General features: G+C 64.6%; 16 protein-coding genes. 7 read left to right on the top strand and 9 right to left on the bottom strand.

Translation table 11 applies throughout. The features are described 5' to 3' along the window. Window positions 1-825 (bottom strand): SDR family oxidoreductase, encoded by an 825-nt coding sequence (locus FNZ07_RS17645; RefSeq protein ID WP_091010467.1) that lies wholly within the window; start codon window positions 823-825, stop codon window positions 1-3. A gap of 98 nt (window positions 826-923) precedes the next feature. On the opposite strand from FNZ07_RS17645, the gene FNZ07_RS17640 reads away from it, so the two are divergent. Continuing rightward, the gene (locus FNZ07_RS17640) at window positions 924-1,847 is read left to right on the top strand and encodes a LysR family transcriptional regulator (RefSeq protein ID WP_091010465.1); all 924 of its coding nucleotides are present in this window, start codon (window positions 924-926) and stop codon (window positions 1,845-1,847) included. On the opposite strand, the gene FNZ07_RS17635 is transcribed toward FNZ07_RS17640, so the two are convergent. Both FNZ07_RS17635 and FNZ07_RS17630 read right to left on the bottom strand, forming a co-directional pair. After that, on the bottom strand, window positions 1,844-2,047 hold the full coding sequence (locus FNZ07_RS17635) for a hypothetical protein (protein WP_143098041.1): 204 nt from the start codon (window positions 2,045-2,047) through the stop codon (window positions 1,844-1,846). The genes FNZ07_RS17640 and FNZ07_RS17635 overlap by 4 nt on opposite strands. A gap of 57 nt (window positions 2,048-2,104) precedes the next feature. Next, window positions 2,105-2,839 (bottom strand): hypothetical protein, encoded by a 735-nt coding sequence (locus tag FNZ07_RS17630; RefSeq protein ID WP_245811416.1) that lies wholly within the window; start codon window positions 2,837-2,839, stop codon window positions 2,105-2,107. A gap of 292 nt (window positions 2,840-3,131) precedes the next feature. On the opposite strand from FNZ07_RS17630, the gene FNZ07_RS17625 reads away from it, so the two are divergent. The 5 genes from FNZ07_RS17625 to FNZ07_RS17605 all read left to right on the top strand — a co-directional run bounded on the left by FNZ07_RS17625 (window position 3,132) and on the right by FNZ07_RS17605 (window position 8,657). Next, window positions 3,132-4,361 carry an FAD-dependent oxidoreductase gene (locus FNZ07_RS17625; protein WP_091010457.1) on the top strand — a complete coding sequence of 410 codons (1,230 nt, stop codon included), beginning with the start codon at window positions 3,132-3,134 and terminating at the stop codon, window positions 4,359-4,361. After that, the gene (locus FNZ07_RS17620) at window positions 4,358-5,902 is read left to right on the top strand and encodes a rhomboid family intramembrane serine protease (protein WP_091010455.1); all 1,545 of its coding nucleotides are present in this window, start codon (window positions 4,358-4,360) and stop codon (window positions 5,900-5,902) included. Before FNZ07_RS17625 ends, FNZ07_RS17620 begins: the two co-directional genes overlap by 4 nt. 37 nt (window positions 5,903-5,939) lie before the next feature. Then, window positions 5,940-6,263, top strand: a complete 324-nt coding sequence (locus FNZ07_RS17615) for a low molecular weight protein tyrosine phosphatase family protein (RefSeq protein ID WP_091010450.1) — start codon at window positions 5,940-5,942, stop codon at window positions 6,261-6,263. Between the two features lie 116 nt (window positions 6,264-6,379). Then, window positions 6,380-8,104: a dihydroxyacetone kinase subunit DhaK gene (dhaK, locus tag FNZ07_RS17610; RefSeq protein WP_091010448.1), complete on the top strand. Its 1,725-nt coding sequence runs from the start codon at window positions 6,380-6,382 to the stop codon at window positions 8,102-8,104. 190 nt (window positions 8,105-8,294) lie between these two features. After that, window positions 8,295-8,657, top strand: a complete 363-nt coding sequence (locus FNZ07_RS17605; protein ID WP_091010446.1) for an RcnB family protein — start codon at window positions 8,295-8,297, stop codon at window positions 8,655-8,657. Between the two features lie 132 nt (window positions 8,658-8,789). Here the strand turns inward: FNZ07_RS17605 and FNZ07_RS17600 are convergent, their stop codons facing one another. Both FNZ07_RS17600 and FNZ07_RS17595 read right to left on the bottom strand, forming a co-directional pair. After that, entirely contained in the window at window positions 8,790-9,263 is a 474-nt protein-coding gene (locus FNZ07_RS17600; protein ID WP_091010444.1) for a hypothetical protein, read from the bottom strand. A 25-nt stretch (window positions 9,264-9,288) separates the two neighbouring features. Beyond that, the gene (locus FNZ07_RS17595; protein ID WP_091010442.1) at window positions 9,289-9,633 is read right to left on the bottom strand and encodes a hypothetical protein; all 345 of its coding nucleotides are present in this window, start codon (window positions 9,631-9,633) and stop codon (window positions 9,289-9,291) included. A 290-nt stretch (window positions 9,634-9,923) separates the two neighbouring features. Here FNZ07_RS17595 and FNZ07_RS17590 point away from each other — a divergent pair, with 290 nt between their 5' ends. Further along, complete coding sequence (locus tag FNZ07_RS17590) at window positions 9,924-10,871, top strand: choline ABC transporter substrate-binding protein (protein WP_091010440.1); 948 nt, start codon at window positions 9,924-9,926, stop codon at window positions 10,869-10,871. A gap of 98 nt (window positions 10,872-10,969) precedes the next feature. Here the strand turns inward: FNZ07_RS17590 and fhuB are convergent, their stop codons facing one another. From fhuB to FNZ07_RS17570, 4 genes are all read right to left on the bottom strand, one after another. After that, window positions 10,970-12,976 (bottom strand): Fe(3+)-hydroxamate ABC transporter permease FhuB, encoded by a 2,007-nt coding sequence (gene fhuB / locus FNZ07_RS17585; RefSeq protein ID WP_091010438.1) that lies wholly within the window; start codon window positions 12,974-12,976, stop codon window positions 10,970-10,972. Continuing rightward, window positions 12,973-13,947, bottom strand: coding sequence for an ABC transporter substrate-binding protein (locus FNZ07_RS17580; RefSeq protein ID WP_091010436.1), 975 nt, complete (start codon window positions 13,945-13,947; stop codon window positions 12,973-12,975). Before FNZ07_RS17580 ends, fhuB begins: the two co-directional genes overlap by 4 nt. Window positions 13,948-13,995: 48 nt before the next feature. Beyond that, the gene (locus FNZ07_RS17575) at window positions 13,996-16,212 is read right to left on the bottom strand and encodes a TonB-dependent siderophore receptor (protein ID WP_245811415.1); all 2,217 of its coding nucleotides are present in this window, start codon (window positions 16,210-16,212) and stop codon (window positions 13,996-13,998) included. Between the two features lie 255 nt (window positions 16,213-16,467). After that, window positions 16,468-22,017, bottom strand: coding sequence for a non-ribosomal peptide synthetase (locus tag FNZ07_RS17570; protein ID WP_144269476.1), 5,550 nt, complete (start codon window positions 22,015-22,017; stop codon window positions 16,468-16,470). Between the last annotated feature and the right edge of the window lie 16 nt (window positions 22,018-22,033).

Genomic DNA, 22,033 nt, shown 5'->3' with positions numbered 1-22,033 from the left:
CTATTCCATCACCGATAGCGCCACGTCCTTTTGCGACTCCAATACCTTGAGCCTGCCGAGCAGCGCCTCGCGAATCGAATCGTAAGCGGAGCGGCCTAACGGCAGCCGGAACGGTGGGTTCGGACTGTCGATCGCCGCAATCATCGCGTCGACAGTCTTTCGCGCGTCGCCAAAATGCGCGAAGTACCCGGTTGCGATCGCGCGCCGGATTTCGCCAGCAGGCGTGTCGTCGTAACAACTCATCGGCGTGGCGTGATCGAGACCGGCTCCAAAATTAGTCCGGGTCGGACCGGGTTCCACGATCAGGAAATCGATCCCGAAAGCAGCGACCTCTTTGGCGACGGACTCGACGAAGCCCTCGATACCCCATTTGGTCGCGTGATAAAGATTGAAAGCCGGGTACGCGACCTGCCCGCCTTCAGACGACACCTGGACGATGCGCCCGCCGCCCTGATTCCGCAAATAGGGAATGGCCGCGCGTATCACCTGAATCGAACCGGTCAGATTGGTCGCAATCTGACGTTCGATCTGCGTATCGGTCAGTTCCTCGGCGGCACCGAATAGCCCGTACGCGGCATTGCTGACCACCACGTCGATTCGTCCCATGCGTTCGAACGCCTGCGCAACCGTTTCCCTGATAGCTGCGACGTCAGTGACATCGCACCCGGTTACCTGCAACCGGTCGCGATAGCGCGTCAGCAGATCGTCGAGCGCACCGCTCTTGCGTATCGTCGCGACGACACCATCGCCACGCTCGAGCAGCCGCTCGGCGAGTCCGCGTCCAAGTCCGCTCGATGCACCGGTAATCAACCAGTTCTTTGCCATGCTCAGCTCCTGTTGAGTTCACATGGTCGATGCTAGAGCAGTATGATTGCGTTTAGAATCATCGCCAATCGGCATGAACCGGTGAGGAATTTTCACCAATGAATCAACCTACTCTGTCCGACCTCCAGGCATTCATGGAAGTCGCCGCCAGGCGCAGCTTCCGCCAGGCCGCCGACCAGCTCGGTGTATCCCGTTCAGCGCTGAGCCACGCCATGCGTGGACTGGAAAACGACCTGGGCGTGCGCCTGCTGCACCGGACGACGCGCAGCGTGTCGCTGACCGATGCGGGCGAGCGCTTGTTGAAACGGCTCAATCCGGTGCTAAGAGATCTCGATGAAGTGCTGGAGGATGTCGCGCAGATCGACGGGCACGTGAGCGGAACGCTCAGAATCAACGGCAACGAAGGGGCCATCAGGCAACTGCTGCAAACCGTCGTGCCACGCTTTCTTGCACTCTATCCGGACATCGAACTCGACCTCGTGGCAGACGGCAGGCTGGTCGACATCGTCGAAGAAGGATTCGATGCGGGTGTCCGGCTCGGTGAAGCCTTGCACAAGGACATGATCGCGGTCCGCGTCGGTGGCGATGTGCGGTTTCTGGCAGTTGCGTCGCCAGGCTACTGTCGCAAACATGGGCGGCCGGTCGTGCCGGAAGAGCTTCTGCAGCACCAGTGCATCCGGCAGCGTCTGCCGGGTGGGAAACGATATCGCTGGGAGTTTGCGCGTCATGGGCAGGAATTCACCATCGATCCGCCCGGCGTGCTGACGCTCAATAGCAATGCGCTGATGGTCGACGCAGCGCTCGACAGCCTGGGAATCGCTTACGTGCCGGAGCCTTACGTGCGCACCGCGCTTGCCCGTCGACGGCTCGTTGCCGTGCTTGAAGACTGGTGTCCAGTCATCCCTGGCCTGTTCCTCTACTTCCCGGGCAATCGTCACATTCCAGCGGGATTGCGTGCGCTCATCGACTTGTTGAGAGAATCGGCCAGCAGCCACGGTCCCGCAGACGCGACCCTTATCTAGTCGTCGGTGACGAACACCTGCACCGGCGTCTCGATCGGCAGCACGAAGCTGTCGATACGCCCAGCCCTGAGATCGAAGAGCAGCTGTTCGACAGCAGCGAGCGTGGCGCCCGACGCAGCCGCACTGCTGCCCGGCAGGCCGTTGCGAATTTCGAGGAGTCGTGCGACCGCTCGCCCCCTTAGCATGAACACGCGTTCCATCGATGCTCCCAGCATTGCCGCCGCGCGAAGGTCCTGCGGCGCGGCCTCGCTATTGAATCATGGGATCGAGTCGGGCGGTGGCGCAAAGCGACTGTCGCTCTGCGTGTTTTGCGGGAACGGATTGGCTTTCATCCGGATCGCCGCCTCCGAGTCCTTCTCGGCAAACAGCGCGACGCCGATCACACCGACATTGGCGACATCGCCATTCGACGTGTTCGCGACATAACTGTGCGGAACCGACGAAAAGCGGAATGCCGCCACTTCCCTTTCATTCTTCCGGAAGCCGTCGATTACCAATGTCTTGCCCGGATAGAGGATATATCCGCCTGTGTGATAACTGCCGGGCCGCCCCGAGATAACGTCGAGACCGTCCACACTGGAAACCACTTCATAAGGCGCCCGGCTCTTGTTATATAAAACCATCTCGTAGTGATCCCCGGCTTTCCCGACGATATTCCACCGTCCATTGCCGCCGCGCAGCAGATTCAGCGTGTTGTTGTTGCCGTCGCGAAACCGGAGATTGATCGCCCCGCTTGCCATCGAGAGACTGGCGCGCGAATCGCCGGCATTGCTCTTAATCGTGTCGTTGTAATAGATCGCCGTGATGTCGTCGGGGGTGTTGTTGTCGGCGCGCTCGAACTTGACGCTGTGGGTCACCGAGCTCACGGTCTCGCCCCAGGCGGTGCCGAGCCCGGGGCGATCGGCGGCGGCATCGGTCGGCGCCAGCGGCGATGCGGCGGACGGAAGACCGGCCTGGCTACAGGCGGCAAGCCAGAAAACCAGGGCAAGCATCAAAATGCGCTGAAGGATTTTCATTTTTAGATGACTTTGGGATGATGGTTAATCTGATTTTTCAAAATCTTCCGGTCATGCGAATATTATCGAACTGCCGATTTCACCCATACCGCTTCATCGATTTTGCCGCTTATTTCCACCTCGCGCAGTCTACCGTAAGCGATCTGTTATGTCCGCGTCGCCACGACGCAAAAGCCCGACAAGAGAAATATCCTTTCCGATGCGCTCGTGAGATATTCGCCATACTCGATTCACGCCACCCTCTCTTGTCCTGGTACGGAGTCCGTTAGTGCAACGACGTCAATTTCTACGTCACGCCGGCGCAACGCTGGCAGTCGCAACGACCGCCGTCACCGCATCGTGCGCGAGGCAGCCCGTGGCGCCCCCGCCCACGCGCACTCGCGACACCACCGCACCGCCGCTCACCACCCGCCTGCAGCCGGACGACGTCGTACTCGCACCGATCAGGGCGCAGGTCGACCGGATCACCGGCATCTATGTCTGCACGCGGCCGTTCCGCGCCGCCGGACCGCGCATCGAAATGGAACGTGTCGGGCACACGGCGATCGTGCACAACTACGGGCACGGCGGCAGCGGCTGGTCGCTGTCGTGGGGGTCGAGTGCGCGTGCGCTGCACATTGCGCAAACTACCGGCGTACGCAATCTCGGCGTGATCGGTTGCGGTGCGCTGGGCCTGACTTCCGCGTTGCTCGCGCAGCGGGCCGGGCTCACGGTGCGCATCTACGCGAAGGCTCTGCCGCCCGATGTCTATTCGATGCGCGCCTCCGGGCTGTGGACACCCGACTCGCGCATCTGCGACGCGCAGCATGCAGACAGCTTCGGTGCGACCTGGGAAGAGATGACGCGTGCGTCGTTCGGCATGTATCAAAGCTTGTTAGGCCTGCCCGGCCGACCGATCGAGTGGATCGACGGTTATTCGCTATCCGACACGCCGTTTAGCCAGCCCGGCGAAACCGTATCCGACGAGCCCGCGTACGGCGAACTCTACGACCGCGTGCGCGATCTCACGCCGCGCTCCGTGACCCTGGCGCCGGGAAGTTATCCGTTTCCGCAGCCTCATGTACGCCGCTACACGACGTTGATGTTCAACATCAGCACCTACGCACGCATGCTGATGGCCGATTTTCTCGCGGCCGGCGGCAAGATCGAGGTACGCGAGTTCAACGAGCCGCACGAACTGCTGAAGCTCCCCGAGCGCACGCTGATCAATGCAACGGGCTACGGCGCGAAAGCGTTGTTCGCCGACGATTCGATCGTGCCGGTACGCGGTCAGACCGCGCGGTTAATTCCACAACCGGAAGTGAAATACGGCTTGAGCACACGGCACTTCAGCGTGGTGCCGCGCAGCGACGGTGTGCTGGTTCAGGTACTCGGCGACACCGGCAACTACAACAACAGCGACGTCACGCCGGATCGCGCGGCATCCGAAACAGCGGTTCGACAGGTCGCGGAACTGTTCGAGCAGATGCAGCATGGAGCCACGGTGAAGAATCCATGAGCCGCGAGGAACCCACCTGGGGACGTGAGGCGACACGCTTCCCCGACACCGCCGTCGAATCCCCCAAAGCGGACCGCTACGACATCGCCTACGGTTCGGGGCTGTATCAACGGCGCGGCGAGTATCGCGCGCGCTCGTTCAGCGCGCGCGGCGCAATCCTGTTTACAGGCAGCGACGTGCGCATTCTCGCGCTGGCCCGGCGCATGTTCGGAGCCGATGTCGAAATCGATCTGCAGATGCCGCTGCGAGCCATCCACAACGTCGTCGTCACCGGCAGGCTCGTGCGCTTCGAAGCCGCTACCGAAACAGGCAAGGCCCGCGTGATCCTGATCCAGGCGCAGAGTCGGCCCGACGCGCGCGCAATCGCCGCGCAGTTGCCCAACACGATGACGCCCGGCTTCGCCGCCGCAGCCGAGACGCTGGAGCGCTTCCTCGACGGCGTGGAAACGCGTACCCCCTACGTCTGGGTAACGTGGGCAATCATCGCGCTCAATGTGCTCGTGTACGCGGTCATGGTGGGCAATGGCGCTGGCTTCCCGAACATCCGTAGCAGCGCGGCGCTCGCTTTCGGTTCCAATTTCGGCCCCAATACGCTCGACGGCGAATGGTGGCGGCTGATCACGGCGGTCTTCGTCCACTTCAGTCTCACGCACGTCGCCTTCAACATGATCGTGCTCGCCCAGGTGGGCATGATCGTCGAGCGCCTGTTCGGCAACCTGCGCTTCGCCGCGCTTTATCTATTCTCGGGGCTTACAGCGAGTCTGGTCAGCCTTTACTGGCATCCCAATCTCAACAGTGCGGGTGCGTCGGGGGCGATCTTCGGCGTGCTCGGCGCGTTGCTGGCGTATGTGATCCGCTATCGTTCGAGCATGCCAGCGACGATCCGCGCGCAGCGATTTCGCTCGGCCATTCTCGTGGTGGCGTTTGGCCTGTTCAACGGCCTCACGAATCGTGGCACCGATAATGCCGCGCATGTCGGCGGTCTCTGTGCGGGCCTGCTGATGGGCTGGTTGCTGGCTCAGCCCGTCGATCCCGCCGAGGCCCGCAGCGATCCACGCGATACCGCACTCCTCGCGGTATCGCTTGCCGCGTTCGTCTCGGCTGCGCTCCTTTTCCTCGCGGTACGCTCGAATACAAGTCCGGAGGCACGCGAGGAACGAGCCTTCGCGCTCGCGCTGCAGCAGCAGTCGGCTGCGGAACAAAAGGCGCTCATGGACCTGCAGAGCGTGGCGAAAATGGCGCACGTGCCAGCGCAGCGCACCGAGTTCGAAGCCAAGATACGCACTGCGCTCTGGCCGGAGTGGGATGCGCTGTATCAGCGGATCAACAACACGCCGTTGCCTCCGGGCTCGGCGCGCGAGCCACTGCGAGCCGCGTTGCTTCGCTACTACGACGACATGCGACACGCGATGCTCGGGCTCGCCGACGCTTCCACGACGCACGAAAGTATCGATTCGCCCCATGCGCAGAAGATCAAGGCCGTGCTCGAGGATGCGAGACGCGAGCATGCGCTGGTCGTGAAGCTGGCTGCGCGTCGCTGAGCGTGAGCCAAACAATGACCTTGCAGGAACGAAAGACGTGACGCGCGCACTCTTCATCTGTAGCCGGAACCGCTTGCGCAGCCCGACTGCGGAAGAAGTGTTCTCGAGCTGGCCCGGCATCGAGACAGATTCGGCAGGCCTCGCGCCCGATGCAGTGACCGTGCTGTCGATCGAGCAGCTCGCATGGGCCGATATCGTCTTCGTGATGGAGTCGGCGCACAAGGCCAGACTGTCGAAAGCCTTCGCTGCGCATCTGAAGAGCAAAAGACTGGTGTGTCTCGACATCCCGGACCGCTATACCTTCATGCAGCCTGAACTGATCGCGTTGCTGGAGCGAAAGGTCGGGAAGTTCCTGCGTTAGCACAAACCCGCCGCCGGCCGATCTATCATGTTCAGCAGCCGCAACAGGCACCTGAAAAACGCCGGCCACTTTCAGCGCTTCCAACGCCTCCCAGTCTTCCGAGGATCCACCCGACCATGAAAAAACTCATCAACGATGTCGCCTCCGTCGTACCCGAGATGCTCGACGGACTGGCCGCGCTGAACCCGAACCTGGCGTTGCTACAAGGCACCACGATCGTCGTGCGCGCAGACGCCGCAGCGGCTGCCGCGCGCGGCGAAGTCGCGCTGATTTCGGGAGGCGGCTCCGGCCACGAACCCGCGCACGGCGGCTATGTCGGCGCGGGCATGCTGAGCGCGGCGGTCGCGGGCGAAGTGTTCACGTCGCCATCGGTCGACGCGGTGCTCGACGCGATCCGGGCCGTGGCCGGCCCTGCGGGCGTGCTGCTCATCGTCAAGAGTTACACCGGCGACCGCCTGAACTTCGGTCTCGCCGCAGAAATCGCGCGCGCCGAAGGCATCGCCGTCGAAATGGCGGTCGTGGCCGACGACGTGGCGCTCTCGGCGGGCGGTGCGCACGCGGGGCGCCGTGGGCTCGCGGGGACGGTGCTGGTGCACAAGATCGCCGGAGCGGCCGCCGCCGAAGGCCGTTCGCTCGACGAGGTCGCGCGGGTCGCGCGCGCCGTCGCCGCGGAACTCGGCACGATGGGCGTAGCACTCACGTCCTGCACGGTGCCGGCCGCCGGCAAGCCAGGGTTCGAACTGGCCGGCGACGAGATCGAATGGGGTCTCGGCATTCACGGCGAACCCGGTGTGCAGCGCGGCACGCTCGAAGCGGCCGACCGGATCGTCGAGCGTCTGCTCGCACACATCGCCGACGATCGATCGCTACGCGCCGGTGACCGCGTCGCATTGCTCGTCAACAACCTGGGCGGCACGCCGTCGAGCGAACTGAACATCGTCGCCGGTGCAGCGTTGCGCTATCTCGGCGCGCGTCAGCTCCAGGTCGAACGTGCGTGGGCCGGTACGTTCCTGAGCGCACTCGAGATGGCCGGTGTATCGCTCACGTTGCTGCGCGTCGACGATCAACGGCTTGCATGGCTCGATGCCCCTGCGCTGACGAGCGCGTGGCCGACCTCAGGTGGGCGTGTGGCACGTGCTGCAACGAAGGCTGCCCCGGTCGCCCCGGCTGTGCCAACCGGCACGCACGTCGCCGGGCTCGCGCCCAGCTCGACCCTGCGTCGGGCCATCGAAGCGGTATGCGCGTGCCTGCTCGAGGCCGAGCCAGAACTGACCACGATGGATCAGCGCGTCGGCGACGGCGACCTCGGCATCAGCCTCGCGCGCGCGGCGCACGGCATCCTGGACGAGATCGACGGTTATCCGGCGGCCACGTCGCCGGGTGCGGTATTGCGTGCCCTGGCCGCGACGGTCAGACGCGTCGTGGGCGGCACCTCGGGGCCGCTCTATGCAGTGATGCTGATGCGCGCGGCCGCGGCACTGGATGCATCCTCCGCGGTCGGCGCCCCCGCTGCCGGCAACTGGTCGACGGCATTCACGGCGGCCGTCGATGGTGTAATGGAACTGGGCGGCGCCCATCCCGGCGACCGCACGATGGTCGACGCGCTGCACCCGGCGGCCGACGCGCTGCGGGCCGCGCTCGCGCAATCGCACAACAACGGCGCTGCGTTACAGGCCGCCGTCGATGCAGCCCGCACAGGCGCAGCAAGTACCGCTTCGATGCAACCGCGCCTTGGCCGCTCCAGCTACGTCGGCGATCGCGCATTGGGTTTTGCCGACCCCGGCGCGCATGCGGTGGCCCTGTGGCTCGCCGCCGTCCGCGACGAACTGGCCCGTCACTGACCGTTCATGCGACGCTTACACGATCCATGCGATCATGTGCGCACGTCATCGCATCGTAGCCATCGGGTCCCAGACCTCGAACGGCCGCGCCGCGAGCGTAACGCTGGCCGTGTCACCAGCCCGCTGGCCTGGGGCTTGCGCACCGACACTGCCTGTACCGTCATCGACTCCCTTATCGAGAGACACGTACATGAAGACAAAAACGATCGCACAGCTAGTCCTGGTTTCGCTGCTGGGAACAACCTCAGCCCTCGCCCAGCAACGTCCGGATGGTCCGCGGCAAGGCCCAGAGCACGGCGGCCCCCGCGGCGGCCATGGCTACCATGACGCCGATGTTCATAGAGAAGGCGGCCCTATTCCGCATAGCGACTGGCATCGCGGCGACCGCCTCCCGACCGAGTACCGGGACCGCAATTACGCAGTCGACGACTGGCGTGGCCATGGGCTACGCCAGCCGCCGCGCGGCTATCACTGGGTCGGGGTGAATGGCGACTACGTGCTGGCCGCCATTGCGACCGGCGTCATTGCGGACGTCCTGGTCTCCGGGCAGTAAGGCCGGAGACTAGCTAGTTCAGCCGATAGCGACGGACTGCCCACGACGGGCAGTCCGTACGCATTTTCTCCCACACGTACAGTCCCATCGGCATCGTCCGGTGAGCACCGCCACACACGACGCACTTCATGTCTAGCGCGCGCTCTGAAAAACCCTCGCTGGTAGACGCGCACGAAACGCAGCAATACAACCGTCGCGCTCGTCATCCTGCATTTCGTTGAGGCCGATTTTCACGCGCGTCGGTCTGGCAGTGCCGACAACGTTGTGCTTGCGGTAGTAGAGCGTCAGCAGTTTGCCTTTCTGCTCCACTTGCGTCACTTCGGAATAGAGCACCGAATGCCAGCCCACAGCCGGTGCGACCTTCGTTTCGAAGTGATCGTGACGGAAGGTCACGCGTGCGCTCTTCAATCTCCAGATACCGACCACGATCATCACGGCAGCCGACGTACCGAGACCGCCCAGGCCGGCGAGGCCATACAGATCGTCGAGCGCGATCACCAGAAAGATCGAGACGAGCAGCAGAACGCCGCCGAGCACGATCGTCGACGATGCACCACGCGTCGCGCGTACTTCCAGGATGTCGGGCATCCGGCCACTGTCGTTCATGGTCGCACCCGCGCTCGATCCGGCGTCATACGGACGGCGGCGCAGCGTCGCCGCCAGGCGCCAGCTTGCGGCGCGCGTCGAGATCGTTGCCTAGACTCTTGATCACGTTGCGGGCACCGATGATCGCAATCAGTCCCACCGGAATCACAATGATCGAACCGACGATCACCATGATCGCGCCAGGCTTCTTCTTTCCAGTAAGGATCAGGATCAAACCGGCCAGAGAAAGCGCCCAGAAAAATACCAGCACATAAACCAGGGCGCTTGTTATCGATGGGGGCAAACCCATGGCCGCCATGTCCGCAAAATCGGAGTAGGCCGCGTACGACATCAGCAGGTTCGCAAGCAGGCCAATCACCACGATCCACATAGCACTCTCCATTCCCGGTCTTATCGAATGTTCTTGCGAATCTCAATGCGGCTGCGATTGGCGGAGCAAATCTAGCATATCCATTGGGTGCTTCAAAGGTCCGAGCCGAGCCGCGGTCGTCCATTCTGTGCTTATTTTTGCAAACTTGTGATTTTGTGTATTTGAATTTATGCTCGTCGCAACCGACCGAGACCGAGGTACCCAGGTTCCCAGGTTATCGGATCCGCAAACGACGGGCGTCCGCTGTCTGCGCCGACCTTTTCCATGATTCCCATGAAGGAGACCACTTGATGAAACGCGTCGTACAACTGGCTGGCGCATGCCTCGCATCGCTTGCGCTGCTCGGCAGCGCCTATGCGCGGGACCCAGAAGCCTGCCGCAGCGTAACCTTCGGCGATGTCGGCTGGAGCGATATCGCCGCGACCACGGGCATCGCGAGCGCGCTGTTGCAGGATCTCGGTTACCAGCCGACCAAAACGATCGCGTCGCCGCCCATCGTCTTCGCCGGGATCAAGAAAAAGCAGATCGACGCGTTCCTGGGTTACTGGGACCCGAGCATGACATCGACGGTCGTGCCTTTCGTGCAGGCCGGTGCGCTGAAGGTGCTGGAACGACCGAACCTCGTGGGTGCGAAATACACGCTTGCGGTCCCCGCCTACGCAGCCGACGCGGGTCTGAAGAGCTTCGCCGACATCGCGAAGTTCCGCGATCAACTGGACGGCAAGATCTACGGAATCGGCGCGGGCAATAACGGCAACGCGCATGTGCAAAAGATGATCGACACCAACCAGTTCGGGCTGGGTGGTTTCAAGCTGGTGGAGTCGAGCGAGGCTGCGATGCTGGTGCAGGTCGGCAGGCAGATCCGCGATCACAAGATGATCGTGTTCCTCGCGTGGGAGCCGCATCCAATGAACGTCGACTACAAGATCGCCTACCTGAGCGGCGGCGACGACGTGTTCGGTCCGAACTACGGCTCGGCCAAAGTCTTCACGGTCGTGCCGACCGACTATATGCAGCGTTGCCCGAACGTCGGTCGGTTACTGACCAACCTGCAGTTCACCACCGACATGGAAAACCATCTGATGGTGCCGATCATGGATCATCAAGACCCGACGGTGGTTGCGCAAAGCTGGCTTAAGGGCAATCCGCGGGCGCTCGATGAATGGCTGGCCGGCGTGAGCGCGTTCGACGGCAGTAACGGGATCGCCGCGGTGAAGCACGCGCTCGGCGTGCAATAACGACGCAACATCTGCGCGATCAACACGCGCTGCCGCACCAAAAACCGAAGGGCTCGCAAGCGAGCCCTTCGGAGCAAATACTCACCGCTATCGCACCATCAACGGCGGCGCAACAGCCACATCAAATACGGACCACCGATCAACGTCGCCAGCACACCCGCCGGCATCTGCTGCGGGAACACGAGATTGCGCCCGAGCCAGTCGGCGACCACCATCAACAGCCCGCCGAGCATCGCCGCGATCAGCATCTGTGAGCGCGCGCGCGGAAAGCCGAGCAGCCGCGCAAGATGCGGTGCCATCAACCCGACGAACGACATCGGCCCCAACACCGTAGTCGCGCCCGCAGTCAGTATCGCCGCGATCACCAGCAGCGTGAGCCGCGCTCGCCGCGTGCCGACACCGAGCGCATCGGCGACGTTCGCGCCGAGCGGCAGGATATCGAGCCAGCGTCCGCAGAGCCACGCAACGGCGATGGCAAGCAACGCACACACGCACACGACGAGCGCAGTCGCCGGACTGACGAGGTACGTCGAGCCGTACATCAGCGTGCGCAACAACGTCGCGTAGCCACTGCCGCTCGCGGTCGCAAGAACGATCACCGATTGCGACAGCGCACTGAGCGCGACACCCGCAAGCAGCAGATGTCCCGGCGCGAACTGATTGCGTCGTCCGAGCATGACGATTGCGAGCAGAAACAGCAATGCGCCGACGCCCGCTGCGCCTAGCAGCCCGAGCGCCGACGGCGCGGGCATCAGTACGGCTCCCACGAGCGTGCCGAGCATCGCCCCGCCGCTCACGCCGAGCAGTTCGGGGCTCGCCATTGGATTGCCGGTCACGCGTTGCAGCAGCGTGCCGGCCAGCGCCAGCATCACACCCGCCGACACCGAGGCGACGAGCCGCGGCACGCGCCAGAATTCGACGCGGGCCCATTCGGCGGCGCCGGTCCAGTGCCAGCCGTGCAGCGTCTTCGCAAAGCGCAGCGACACGACGATCGCCACTACCAGCAGCGCCCCGAGCAGCAGGCCGAGCGGCAACGGTGCACGACGCGGCGCGGCTGCATCGGCGGCTACGGGGCGCGGACCTTCGATACGAAAGCGCCGCAGCAGCCACAACAACAACGGCCCACCGAACAGAGCGAACGCCGCACCGGTAGGTAGCAGTTCGCCGAACGCGCCGGGCAGGCACTGCACCGCCTGGTCGGCGAGCGCAAGCAAGGCCGCGCCGGTAAGCGGCGCCCACAGCAGTTGATCGCGCAGACGTCGCGCGCCCGCGAGCCGCGCGAGCGCCGGTCCCGCCAGGCCGATAAAGCCGATCACGCCGACGGCGCTGGCCACGAAAGCGCTGAGCACGACTGCGACTGCGAGCGCAGCCGGGCGTGCCCACGCAAGCGACAGACCGAGCTGCGACGCACTGCGATCGTCGAGCGAAAACAGCGTGAGCGGACGCACCAGCAGCACGACGCCGATTGCGCAGACAACAACGCGCGGCAGCATCCACAGCACGGTCTGCCAGCCGGTCTGACTGAGCGAACCGCCACCCCAGATGAATACCGCAGCAAGCGAACGCTCGAACATCACCGTGAGCAGCACCACGATCGCGCCGCAGTACAGATTCACGATCATCCCGGCCAGCACTACCGAAACAGCAGCGAAGCCCTTGCGCCAGGTCAGCGCCATCGTCGCGAGCATGGCAAGCGCGGCGCCCGCGAGCGCGATCGTGAAGCGCGCATCGGCGACGAGCGCCGGTGCCCACACGGCCGCGATCGTCAGCGAGAGATACGCCCCTGCAGATACACCTAGCGTCAACGGCTCGGCGAGTGGATTGCGCAGCACCTGCTGGAACACGACACCCGCAAGCGACAGCGCCGCACCCGCGAGCAATGAAATCGCGAGACGCGGCAGCCAGCTGTATTGCACGACGAGTTGCGGCAGCGTCGCAGCGGATGGATCGGCGAACGCGGACAGCATGCCGGACCATTGCGAGAACGGCAGGCGCACCGACAACGTATGAGCCGCAAGCAGCAACGCGAGAATGGCGAGCAACGCCGGCAGGCGCCACGGACGATGGGCAGCGGGAGCAGCAGATACGCCGGCCACGTGATTCATGAAGACACTCCTTGCAGCGCCTGCGCAAGCGCGGTCGCGAAGCGCGTCGCCGCCACGAGGCCGCCGGCAGTCGGAAACATGCCGATCTGCCGCACGCGATGCTGCGCGACGAACGGCAGCGAACGCCAGAGCGGACTGCGCGACAACTCCGCGAGGACACCAGGCGGCGTGCCGGACAATACGACCTGCGAGTCGGCATGTTGCGCGAGCGCGGCGAGATCGGTCTCGCCCATCCCGAGCGGATCGGTCGAACCCTGCCACGCGTTGACGAGCCCGAGTTCGCCCATCACACCGCCGAACAGACTGTGCGGACCGGCCACCGCCACGTGCCGGCCGTCGAGCGGCCGCAGCAGGTACAGCGGCCGGCGCACGTCGCGCGTCGTGGCGATAGCTTGCGCGGCTGTAGCGATCTGCTGGTCCGTACGCTGCAGCAGCACATCGGCTTCGGCGTCGCGGCCGAGCTTCGCGGCCAGTTGCCGCGTTGCCGTGCGCACCGTGGAATAGATATCGAGGCCCGGACCGAACATCGTCACCGTGAAGGTCGGTGCGACGCGCTCGAGCAACCCACGCAACGGCGCGTGCCACGGCGTCACGACGATCAGATCGGGCTTGAGCGCTTCGAGCACTTCGAAATTCGGCTGGAACAGCAGGCCGGTATCGACGACCGTCGCGGGTAGCGGCGGATTGCCGTCGAGCCGCGTGTACCACACGGGTCGCGACACGCCGACCGGCACGACATCGAGCGACAGCACGACTTCGATCAAGCCCCAGTCGAGCACGACGATGCGCGCGTTGCGCGGCAGTGCGGGCGACATCGTCGACGCCGCCGGCGTAGACGCAGCACTAGCCACAGACGAAACCGCCGCGGAGACCGCGGCAGAAGTCGACGCGGCAAACGCCACCGCGCCGAGACCGGCGAGCGCCTGGCGGCGCCCGCGGTTAACGCGTTTAAGCGACTTTCCGTTCAGCATGACGACATGGGCCGCCTGCCTTGCATGTGAATCGACAGCATCTGACCATCACCATTGATAACGCGCGGTGCCGAGAACCGTCCGCGTCGAACCCCAGAAACATACGGACGAGAGGTTACAGTAGGCGATGTACTCGCGGTTGAACAGGTTGTTGACGTTCAACGCGAGCGTCCAGTCCTTCAGCGTGTAGTGCGCGCCGAGATCGACGAGCACGCGCGACGGCACCTGGAACGAATCGAACTGGTCGCCCTCGCTCTGGCTCACATAGCGCACACCCGAGCCGAAGCCGAAGTTACGCAGCGGCCCTTGATGGAACGTGTAGTCGGCCCACAGCGCGGCGGTATGGCGCGGCGCATAGGTCGGGCGCTTGCCGTAGTTGGCCGTCGTGCTCTCGGTGACGATCTGGTTCAGGTACGAGTACGACGCGATCAGCTTCACGTTTTCGGTGACGTTCGCGTGCGCTTCCATTTCGATACCGCGCGAGCGCACCTGGCCCGTCTGGATCGAGAACTGCTGGTGCTGCGGGTCGGTCGTCGAGACGTTGTCCTGCGTCAGGTTGTACGCCGACAGCGAGAAGTAACCGTCGAATCCCTTCGGCTGATAACGCACACCGGCTTCGACCTGCTTGCCGGTGGTCGGCGTGAACGCCGCGCCGCTGTACGTCGAACCGAGGATCGGCTGGAACGACTTCGCGTAGCTGACGAACGGCACGATGCCGTTGTCGAACTCATACGCAAGACCGGCGCGGTACGTGAACGCGTGATCGTTTGCGTGATTGAGACCTGTCGGAGGGAACGAGTTGGCCGGCGAAGTGAACTGCTGGTTCGTGCCGACGAAGTCCTCGCGCAGGCCGACTGTGAGCACCCAGTTGCGATAGCGCGCTTCATCCTGCAGATAGAGACCCACCGTGCTCGACGACCAGTCGCCGCGCTGGTTGGCCGTGATCGTTTTCAGGCCCGAGACATTCGGATTGAAAATGTTCACCGTACCGGCAATGCCACCGCCGTAACTGTCGCCGAGCAACGTACGTTGATAGTCGAGGCCGAGCAGCACCGTGTGCTGAACCGGACCGGTCGCGAATTTCGCCTGTCCGTGCGTATCGACTTCGAACTGCGAGTAGTGCTCGTCGTCGGTATTCGACCACAGGTACACCGTGCGATTGTCGGCCGCGGGCGCGCTCGTGATCGAGGTCTGGTAGTAGCGCTCGTCGATGTGCAGATAGCGCAGGTTCTGCGAAATGCTGAAGGTGTCGTTCAGGCGCTGGTCGAACTGGTAGCCGAACCAGTACTGCGTGCGCTGCATGTCGTCGGTATTCGGATTGCCGAAGTACTGGCCCGGGCTGATGTGGCCGTTCGGGTTCGAGATGATCGTGCCGCTCGCGGTGACCGGATTGAACAGGCCGCCGTTCGGATCGCGCTGGAAGCTGCCTTGCAGCGTAAACGTCGTGTCGCGGTTCGGGCGCAACGTCACGGACGGCGCGATCGCGATTCGCTGGTCCTTGATCGCGCTGACCTGGGTTTCCGCCGTGCGGCCAATACCCGTCACGCGATACAGCACCGTGCCGGCTTCATCGACCGGACCGCTGAAGTCGAAGCCCAACTGGTAGTTATCGTGATTGCCGGCCTGCATCATCACTTCGTGATACGGCTCTTCGGTCGGCAGCTTGCTTACGTAGTTGACGAGACCGCCGGGGCTACCTTGCCCGTACAGCACCGACGCCGGCCCGTGCAGCACTTCCATGCGTTCGAGGAAGTACGGGTCGATACGCGGTGTCGCGAAGCGCGGCGACTGGTACAGATGCAGCCCGTCGAGGTACGAATCGAGATCGAAGCCGCGGCCGCGCAACTGGTCGAAACGCACGTCGGTGCCATCCTGGGTGTAGACACCCGCGCTGTAGCGCAGCGCCTGATCGATGGTCTGCGCGCCGAGGTCGTCCATCTGCTGGCGCGTAACGACCGAGATGCTCTGCGGATTCGTGATCAACGCGGAGTCGGTCTTCGTGCCGGTCTTCGAGCGTTTTGCGACGTAGCCGACACCGGGGCCTTGCGGGTTTTGCGCCGAACTATTGACCTTGATCGCCGGCAGCGTGTGCGAGTCCGTCGCAGTCGCCGACACGGACGAAGCACCCTTCGCCGGTGCCGGCGCGGTAGCGGCAGGCGCGACCTCCTGCGCCCGCGCGGCGAGCGCCATGACGCCGAGCATCAGCGCGACGTGACCCGGCCGCAAACGCAGCCCAAAAGACTTTCCGACCTGTTGCTTCCTCATTTTTTTTGACTTCCCCGATTGAACCGATAACGAGCCGGCAGTGCCGCCGATGAGAGTTTTCCGATGGGTTTTTGCGATAAACGCTGCATATTAATACAAACGAGAATCAATATCATTCAAAATCAATAAAACCCCTGAGGGCAGTACAGCAATTCGGGCAAACGCCCGCCAGGAAAGGGGTGGCGGCAAATCGGCGCTAGTCTGGAACGGGGCGGCGAACCCGCGTTCGCCACCCTTTCCCGTCTTTTTCCCGGTTCAGGAGAACCGTGCGACCAGCGCGTCGAGCAACGCCGGGTGATGGACGATGCTCGTGTGTGTCGCGTCGACCGGGTGGTCGACCGTGCGTCCCGTGGTCTGCTGCGCCCAGTCCATCCGGCGACGCGGATCGGCGGTATTGCGCAGCGCACGCCACACGTGCAGATCGGTGGCGACGTGCGGCAGCACGTGCTGCTCGAGCAGCTGCGTGTGCAGTGCGTCGGCGGCGAATGCGGCGCCGAGTAACGACGACGTTGCGTCGAGTGCCGCGCGTGCGTCGGTGGTCGCCGGATCGTCGTCGGGCGATGTGTCCGACTCCGCGTCGCGCTCCCAATGCGTCGCCGTATCGACGATGCCGACAAACGACACCTCGCGGCCACGTTGTGCGAGCAGCGCGGCCATGGCGATCGCGAGCCGTCCGCCAAACGACCAGCCTAGTAGCGCGACCGGGCCCACCGGCTGCACAGCTTCGACGCTTGCGACGTAATGCGCCGCGAGTGCCTCGAACGTGTTGCCGTGCCATGGCTCATCGCGCAAACCAGGTGCCTGGATCGCGTGCAGCGTGGCGCGGCCGTTGAGTGCGTGCGCGAGCGTCCGGTATTCGCCGATCATCCCGTGCCCCGGATGCGGACAGAACAACGTATGCGGTGCGCCGAGCGCGTTGAGCGGCACAACCGGCTGCAACGCGGTCCGCGACGAAGCGGTGCTGCGCAACCATTGCGCGAGTGCTTCCGGCGCGGGTGGTGCAAACGACGCCTCGAGCGACGCGCGTTCGATCCAGCTCGTCATCACACCATCGTTGACACTGCGTGGATCGATAGACAGCGGGATAGCCGGGCGTGTCGCCGGTTCGTCCGCGTTCGCGGCGGCTGCGCACAGATGATCGAGCGCCGCGGCAAGCGCTGCATCGAACGCCGCCACGAGTTTCGCGGCGAGCGCATCGGACACGTGTTGCGGCGCGTAGCCCCACGTCAACTCGAGCGAGTCGCCGGCAATCCAGCCGTTGACGTCGAGCGCGCGATCCGGCGGTAACGTCGATGCCGCGACCGCTTCGCCCGACGATTCGCCCGCAAAGTCGAAACGGCTCGCCGACTGGAACGTCTGGTCGAAGCGGCCCAGGTAGTTGAAGCTGATTTCGGGCACCGGCAGCGCGGCAAGCGCAGCGTGGCTCGCGGCATCCGCGCCGTTGAACAACAGCCCCCAGTTCAGGCCGCGCCGCGGCACGCTTGCGAGCCGCTCGCGCACGCGATGCAACGCTTCGCCAGGCTCACCGTGACACGGCAACGCAACCGGATACTGCGTCGTGAACCAGCCGACAGTACGACTCAGATCGACACCGTCGATCACGTCCTCGCGGCCGTGCCCTTCGAGTTCGACGAGCAGTTCGCTACGGCCCGTTTCGCTCCCGACGACGCTCGCCAGCACTGCGAGTAGTACTTCGTCGACGCGCATGCGGTACGCGCGCGGCGCCTCGCGCAGTAGCGTCGAGGTGCGTTCGGGCGATAGCTTCCACGATAGTGTTTTCTGCGGCGTGGCCGTTGGCGTAAGTGGTGCAAAGACGGGACCGCTGCGCAGCGACGGTGTATCGAGTGTGGCTTGCCACCACGCGAGTTCTGCGACGCGATCGGCCTGGCCTGCGTAGTCGTGCACGCGGCGTACCCATGCACTCCATGATGTCGATGGTGCGGGTAGTGCGACTGTCTCGCGACGTTCGGCCTGTGCGTACGCCGTCTGCAATTCCTCCAGCAGTACGCGCCACGACACGCCATCTACCGCCAGGTGGTGGATGGCCACCAGCAGCCGTGTTTCGTTTTGTGGCGCCTCGAAGTAACCGACACGCCACAGCGGACCTTCCGTCAGGCTCAGGCTCGACTGCACGCGTTGACCTGCTGCGTCGAGTTCTTCCAGCGAGTTCAGCGTCTCGCGATGGATCAGTGCGTGTTCCTGTGCGTTCTGTTCAACATCGGTTGCGGGAATCACCCGCTGACGCCAGCCCGCTTCCGTCTGCACGAAACGCAGCCGCAACGCATCGTGCCTTGCGCCCAGTGCGCTGACCGCCTGCTCCAGCGCCTGCGGATCAAGCTGCCCTTCCACCTTCAGCAGCACCGACTGGTTCCAGTGCGACTCGCCCTGCGGGTAGCGCTCGAAGAACCACTGCTGGATCGGCGTGAGCGGGAGCTCCGTGGTGATCTCTGCTTCGTCCTGTGCGCCTGCTTCGACCGCTTCGGCCCGCAACGCCAGCCGCTCCACCGTCGGATGCTCGAACACCTGACGCGGCGTGAGCTTCAATCCTGCCTCCCGCGCCCGCGCAATGATCTGCAGGCTCTGGATCGAATCGCCTCCCACCTCGAAGAAGTTATCCGTCACGCCCAGATCGTCGCGACCGAGTACCGCCGACCAGATCGACAGCAGGTTCGCTTCTGTCGTATTGCGTGCGCCCACCTGCTCGCGCTCGCGTGCCTGCGGTACCGGCAGCGCCGCGCGGTCGAGCTTGCCGTTGGGCATCGCCGGCAGCTTCTCCAGCACCGTCAGCGTCGACGGGACCATGTAGGCCGGCAGCTTCTGCTCCAGTTCGCGTTGCACCACGCCCGTGTCGATATCGCCTGCGATATAGCCAGCAAGCCGTTGCCGCTCGCCCGCTCCCGTGACGATCACCGCCGCCTCGCGCACACCCGCGCACTGGCGCATCACCGCCTCGATCTCGCCCAGTTCGATACGCTGCCCACGCAGCTTCACCTGCTGGTCCAGACGTCCGAGGAACTCCACCGTGCCGTCCGCCCGCATGCGACACAGGTCGCCACTGCGGTACTGCCGCGAGCCCGGCTCACCATACGGGTCCGGCACGAAGCGCTCCGCTGTCTGCGCTGCCCGTCCCAGGTAGCCGCGGGCCACGGTCGGCCCACCGATGCACAGCTCTCCAAGACCGCCCGCCGGTGCCGCATCGCCGAACGCATCGATCACGCGCGCCGTGCGACCCGGGTACGGTTTGCCAATCGGCACCGTCACCTGCTGTACATCCTCTGTCAGTGTTTCGCGGTACAGCGCGGCCACCGTCGTTTCCGTCGGTCCGTACAGGTTATCCAGCCGGATCCCGCCAAGCGGTCCCGACTGCCAGCGGCCCAGCGCATCGCCCGGTAGTGCTTCACCACCGACTGTCACCTGGCGCAGCGCCAGCGACTCGCGCGCCGGCGCCGAGCGCTGCCACTGCTGCCACAGCGCGGTCGGGATACGCGCAAACGTCACCTGACGCTGCACCAGACGCTCGCTCAGGCTCTGCAGATCCCATGGCTGGACGCCGCGCATTTCTACCGTCGCGCCCATGAGCAGGGCGGGCAGCGTTTCGTGCAGTGCCACGTCGAAGTTGATCGTCGACGAGTGCAGCACCGTATCGGCGGAGGTGATGCGGTATGTCTGCAGGAAGTCCTGCAGGTGGGTCCACAGCGAGCCGTGGCTGACTGCTACGCCCTTGGGTTTGCCGGTCGAGCCCGAGGTGTACAGCACGTACGCCAGCTGGTCCGGGTGCAAGGCAACCACAGGTGCAGCCGCAGGTACGCCATCGAGCGACACCGGCACCACTTCACAACCCGCCAGTACATCGGCTACCTGTCGTGCACTCGCGTCATCGGCGAGCACCTGCACGATCCCCGCATCCTCAATCATCTGCGCGAGACGCGCGGCCGGATACTCCGGGTCGAGCGGCACGAACGCGCCACCCGAGCGGATCACGCCGAGCAGCGCCGCGAGCATCGCCGGGCCACGCGTCACGCACAGGCCCACGCGTGTTTCGGCGCGCACGCCGCGCGCGACCAGGCGTGCAGCAATCGCACCCGACCATGCGTCGAGTTGCGCGTAGCTTAACGAGGCGTCCTCGCAGCGCACCGCGATTGCATCCGGTGAACGCGCTGCCTGCGCGCCCAACTGCTCGCCCAGCGAGGCAAACGCGTACTGCTGTGCGACATCCACTCCAGCAGAAGAACCCAGCGTCAGCGCCCCCACCCGCACCCCATCCCCCGCCGCCAGTTGCTCCAGCACCTCAACGTAATGCACCGACAACCGCTCGATCGTCGATCGATCGAACACATCAGTCGCATAGTTGAACATCAGCTTCAGCCCGCTGCGATCGTCGACCGCGTTCAGCACGAGATCGAAGCGCGCCGTGTCCGTACCGCCTTCTTCGGCTTCGACGGTCACACCAGGCATCGTCGCCGCAGCTTCATTGCCGCCCGCCTGCTCGAGATTGAACATCACCTGAAACAGCGGCGAACGGCCAAGGTCGCGCGCAATTTTCAGCTCGTCGAGGATGCGGCCGAATGGCACCGTCTGATGCGCCTGCGCGTCCAGCACGCGCGTATGCAGCGTATCCAGCAGCGCATCGAACGGCAGTGCGCCATCCACTTCCGCTTCGATCACCAGCGTGTTCACGAAGTAACCGATCAGCCCTTCGGTCTCGCTGCGATCTCGCCCTGCCGAAGGCACGCCGATCCGCACATGCCGCTGTCCTCCGTAGCGATGCAGCAGCACCGCATACGCGCCGAGCAGCAATGTGAACAACGTCGTACGCCGACCGCGCGCGCGTTCGCGCAACCGGCCCGCCAGCCATGCATCGACATCGATCCGGCAACGCCCGCCATCGATGCCGCGCACCGCATTGCGCGGACGGTCGAGCGGCAGTTCGAGCACCGGCCGGTCGCCGCCGAGCTGTTGCGTCCAGTACGCGAGATCGCTCTCGATCGTGTTGTCGAGCCATTCGCGCTGCCATGCGGCCACATCGCCGTAATGGATCGGCAGCGGCGGCAAAGCCGCAGCGAGATCCGCGGTGTCGCCCTGGCGCGCCGCGCGATACAACGCGACCAGCTCGCGCACCAGCAGCCCCTGCGACCAGCCATCCGACACGATGTGATGGGTGGCGATCAGCAACGCGTGACGCTCGCCACCGAGTGCGACGAGACTCGCGCGCAGCAACGGCCCGGCGGAAAGATCGAACGGTTCGCGTGCCAGCTCACGCAGCGTGTCGCGCAACGCGTCGGGATCGTCGAGCGCAATTTCACGCCAGCTGTAGCTGGCCGTCGCATCGATCCACTGCGATGCGACGCCCTGCTCTTCGACGAACCGCGCACGCAACGCTCCATGCCGCGCGACAAGCGCCGCCATCGCGCGACGCAACGCGGGCACATCGAGCGCCCCTGTCAGCCGCACCGCGCGCGCGAGGTTGTACGCGGGGTTCTGCGGATCGAGCTTCCACAAAAACCACAGACGCTCCTGCGCATGCGACAGCGGATAGCGCGATGCGTGACTGGAAACGAGCGGCACCACCGGCAAGCGCGCGGGATCGATGCCCTGCTGCTGCGCCTTCTCGCGAAAGAGACGTCGCCGGTCTTCCGGCAACGCCGCGTATTTCCGCGCGATTGCATAGGCGCGCTGCTGCGCGGACGCGTCGGCGGGCTGGTCCGGAGTCACGGAACTCGCGGAATTCGCAGAACCCGCGGGTTTCGCAGAATCCGCGTCGCCGGGCGTGCGGCGGTCAAGCGTCAAGGTTGTGTCACTCGGCATGGTTCGAAGCACATGC

This window comes from Paraburkholderia megapolitana (genome assembly GCF_007556815.1).
Lineage (GTDB): Bacteria > Pseudomonadota > Gammaproteobacteria > Burkholderiales > Burkholderiaceae > Paraburkholderia > Paraburkholderia megapolitana.
Note: the sequence above shows the minus strand (reverse complement) of the source record. Positions and strands in the feature narration are given on the sequence as shown.

What these genes read in the sequence shown, in the direction of transcription:
- FNZ07_RS17645 (WP_091010467.1), bottom strand. Translation starts at nt 825, where the DNA reads ATGGCAAAGAACTGGTTGATTACCGGTGCATCGAGCGGACTTGGACGC.
- FNZ07_RS17640 (WP_091010465.1), top strand. Translation starts at nt 924, where the DNA reads ATGAATCAACCTACTCTGTCCGACCTCCAGGCATTCATGGAAGTCGCC.
- FNZ07_RS17635 (WP_143098041.1), bottom strand. Translation starts at nt 2,047, where the DNA reads ATGGAACGCGTGTTCATGCTAAGGGGGCGAGCGGTCGCACGACTCCTC.
- FNZ07_RS17630 (WP_245811416.1), bottom strand. Translation starts at nt 2,839, where the DNA reads ATGCTTGCCCTGGTTTTCTGGCTTGCCGCCTGTAGCCAGGCCGGTCTT.
- FNZ07_RS17620 (WP_091010455.1), top strand. Translation starts at nt 4,358, where the DNA reads ATGAGCCGCGAGGAACCCACCTGGGGACGTGAGGCGACACGCTTCCCC.
- dhaK (WP_091010448.1), top strand. Translation starts at nt 6,380, where the DNA reads ATGAAAAAACTCATCAACGATGTCGCCTCCGTCGTACCCGAGATGCTC.
- FNZ07_RS17605 (WP_091010446.1), top strand. Translation starts at nt 8,295, where the DNA reads ATGAAGACAAAAACGATCGCACAGCTAGTCCTGGTTTCGCTGCTGGGA.
- FNZ07_RS17600 (WP_091010444.1), bottom strand. Translation starts at nt 9,263, where the DNA reads ATGAACGACAGTGGCCGGATGCCCGACATCCTGGAAGTACGCGCGACG.
- FNZ07_RS17595 (WP_091010442.1), bottom strand. Translation starts at nt 9,633, where the DNA reads ATGTGGATCGTGGTGATTGGCCTGCTTGCGAACCTGCTGATGTCGTAC.
- FNZ07_RS17590 (WP_091010440.1), top strand. Translation starts at nt 9,924, where the DNA reads ATGAAACGCGTCGTACAACTGGCTGGCGCATGCCTCGCATCGCTTGCG.
- fhuB (WP_091010438.1), bottom strand. Translation starts at nt 12,976, where the DNA reads ATGAATCACGTGGCCGGCGTATCTGCTGCTCCCGCTGCCCATCGTCCG.
- FNZ07_RS17580 (WP_091010436.1), bottom strand. Translation starts at nt 13,947, where the DNA reads ATGCTGAACGGAAAGTCGCTTAAACGCGTTAACCGCGGGCGCCGCCAG.
- FNZ07_RS17575 (WP_245811415.1), bottom strand. Translation starts at nt 16,212, where the DNA reads ATGAGGAAGCAACAGGTCGGAAAGTCTTTTGGGCTGCGTTTGCGGCCG.
- FNZ07_RS17570 (WP_144269476.1), bottom strand. Translation starts at nt 22,017, where the DNA reads ATGCCGAGTGACACAACCTTGACGCTTGACCGCCGCACGCCCGGCGAC.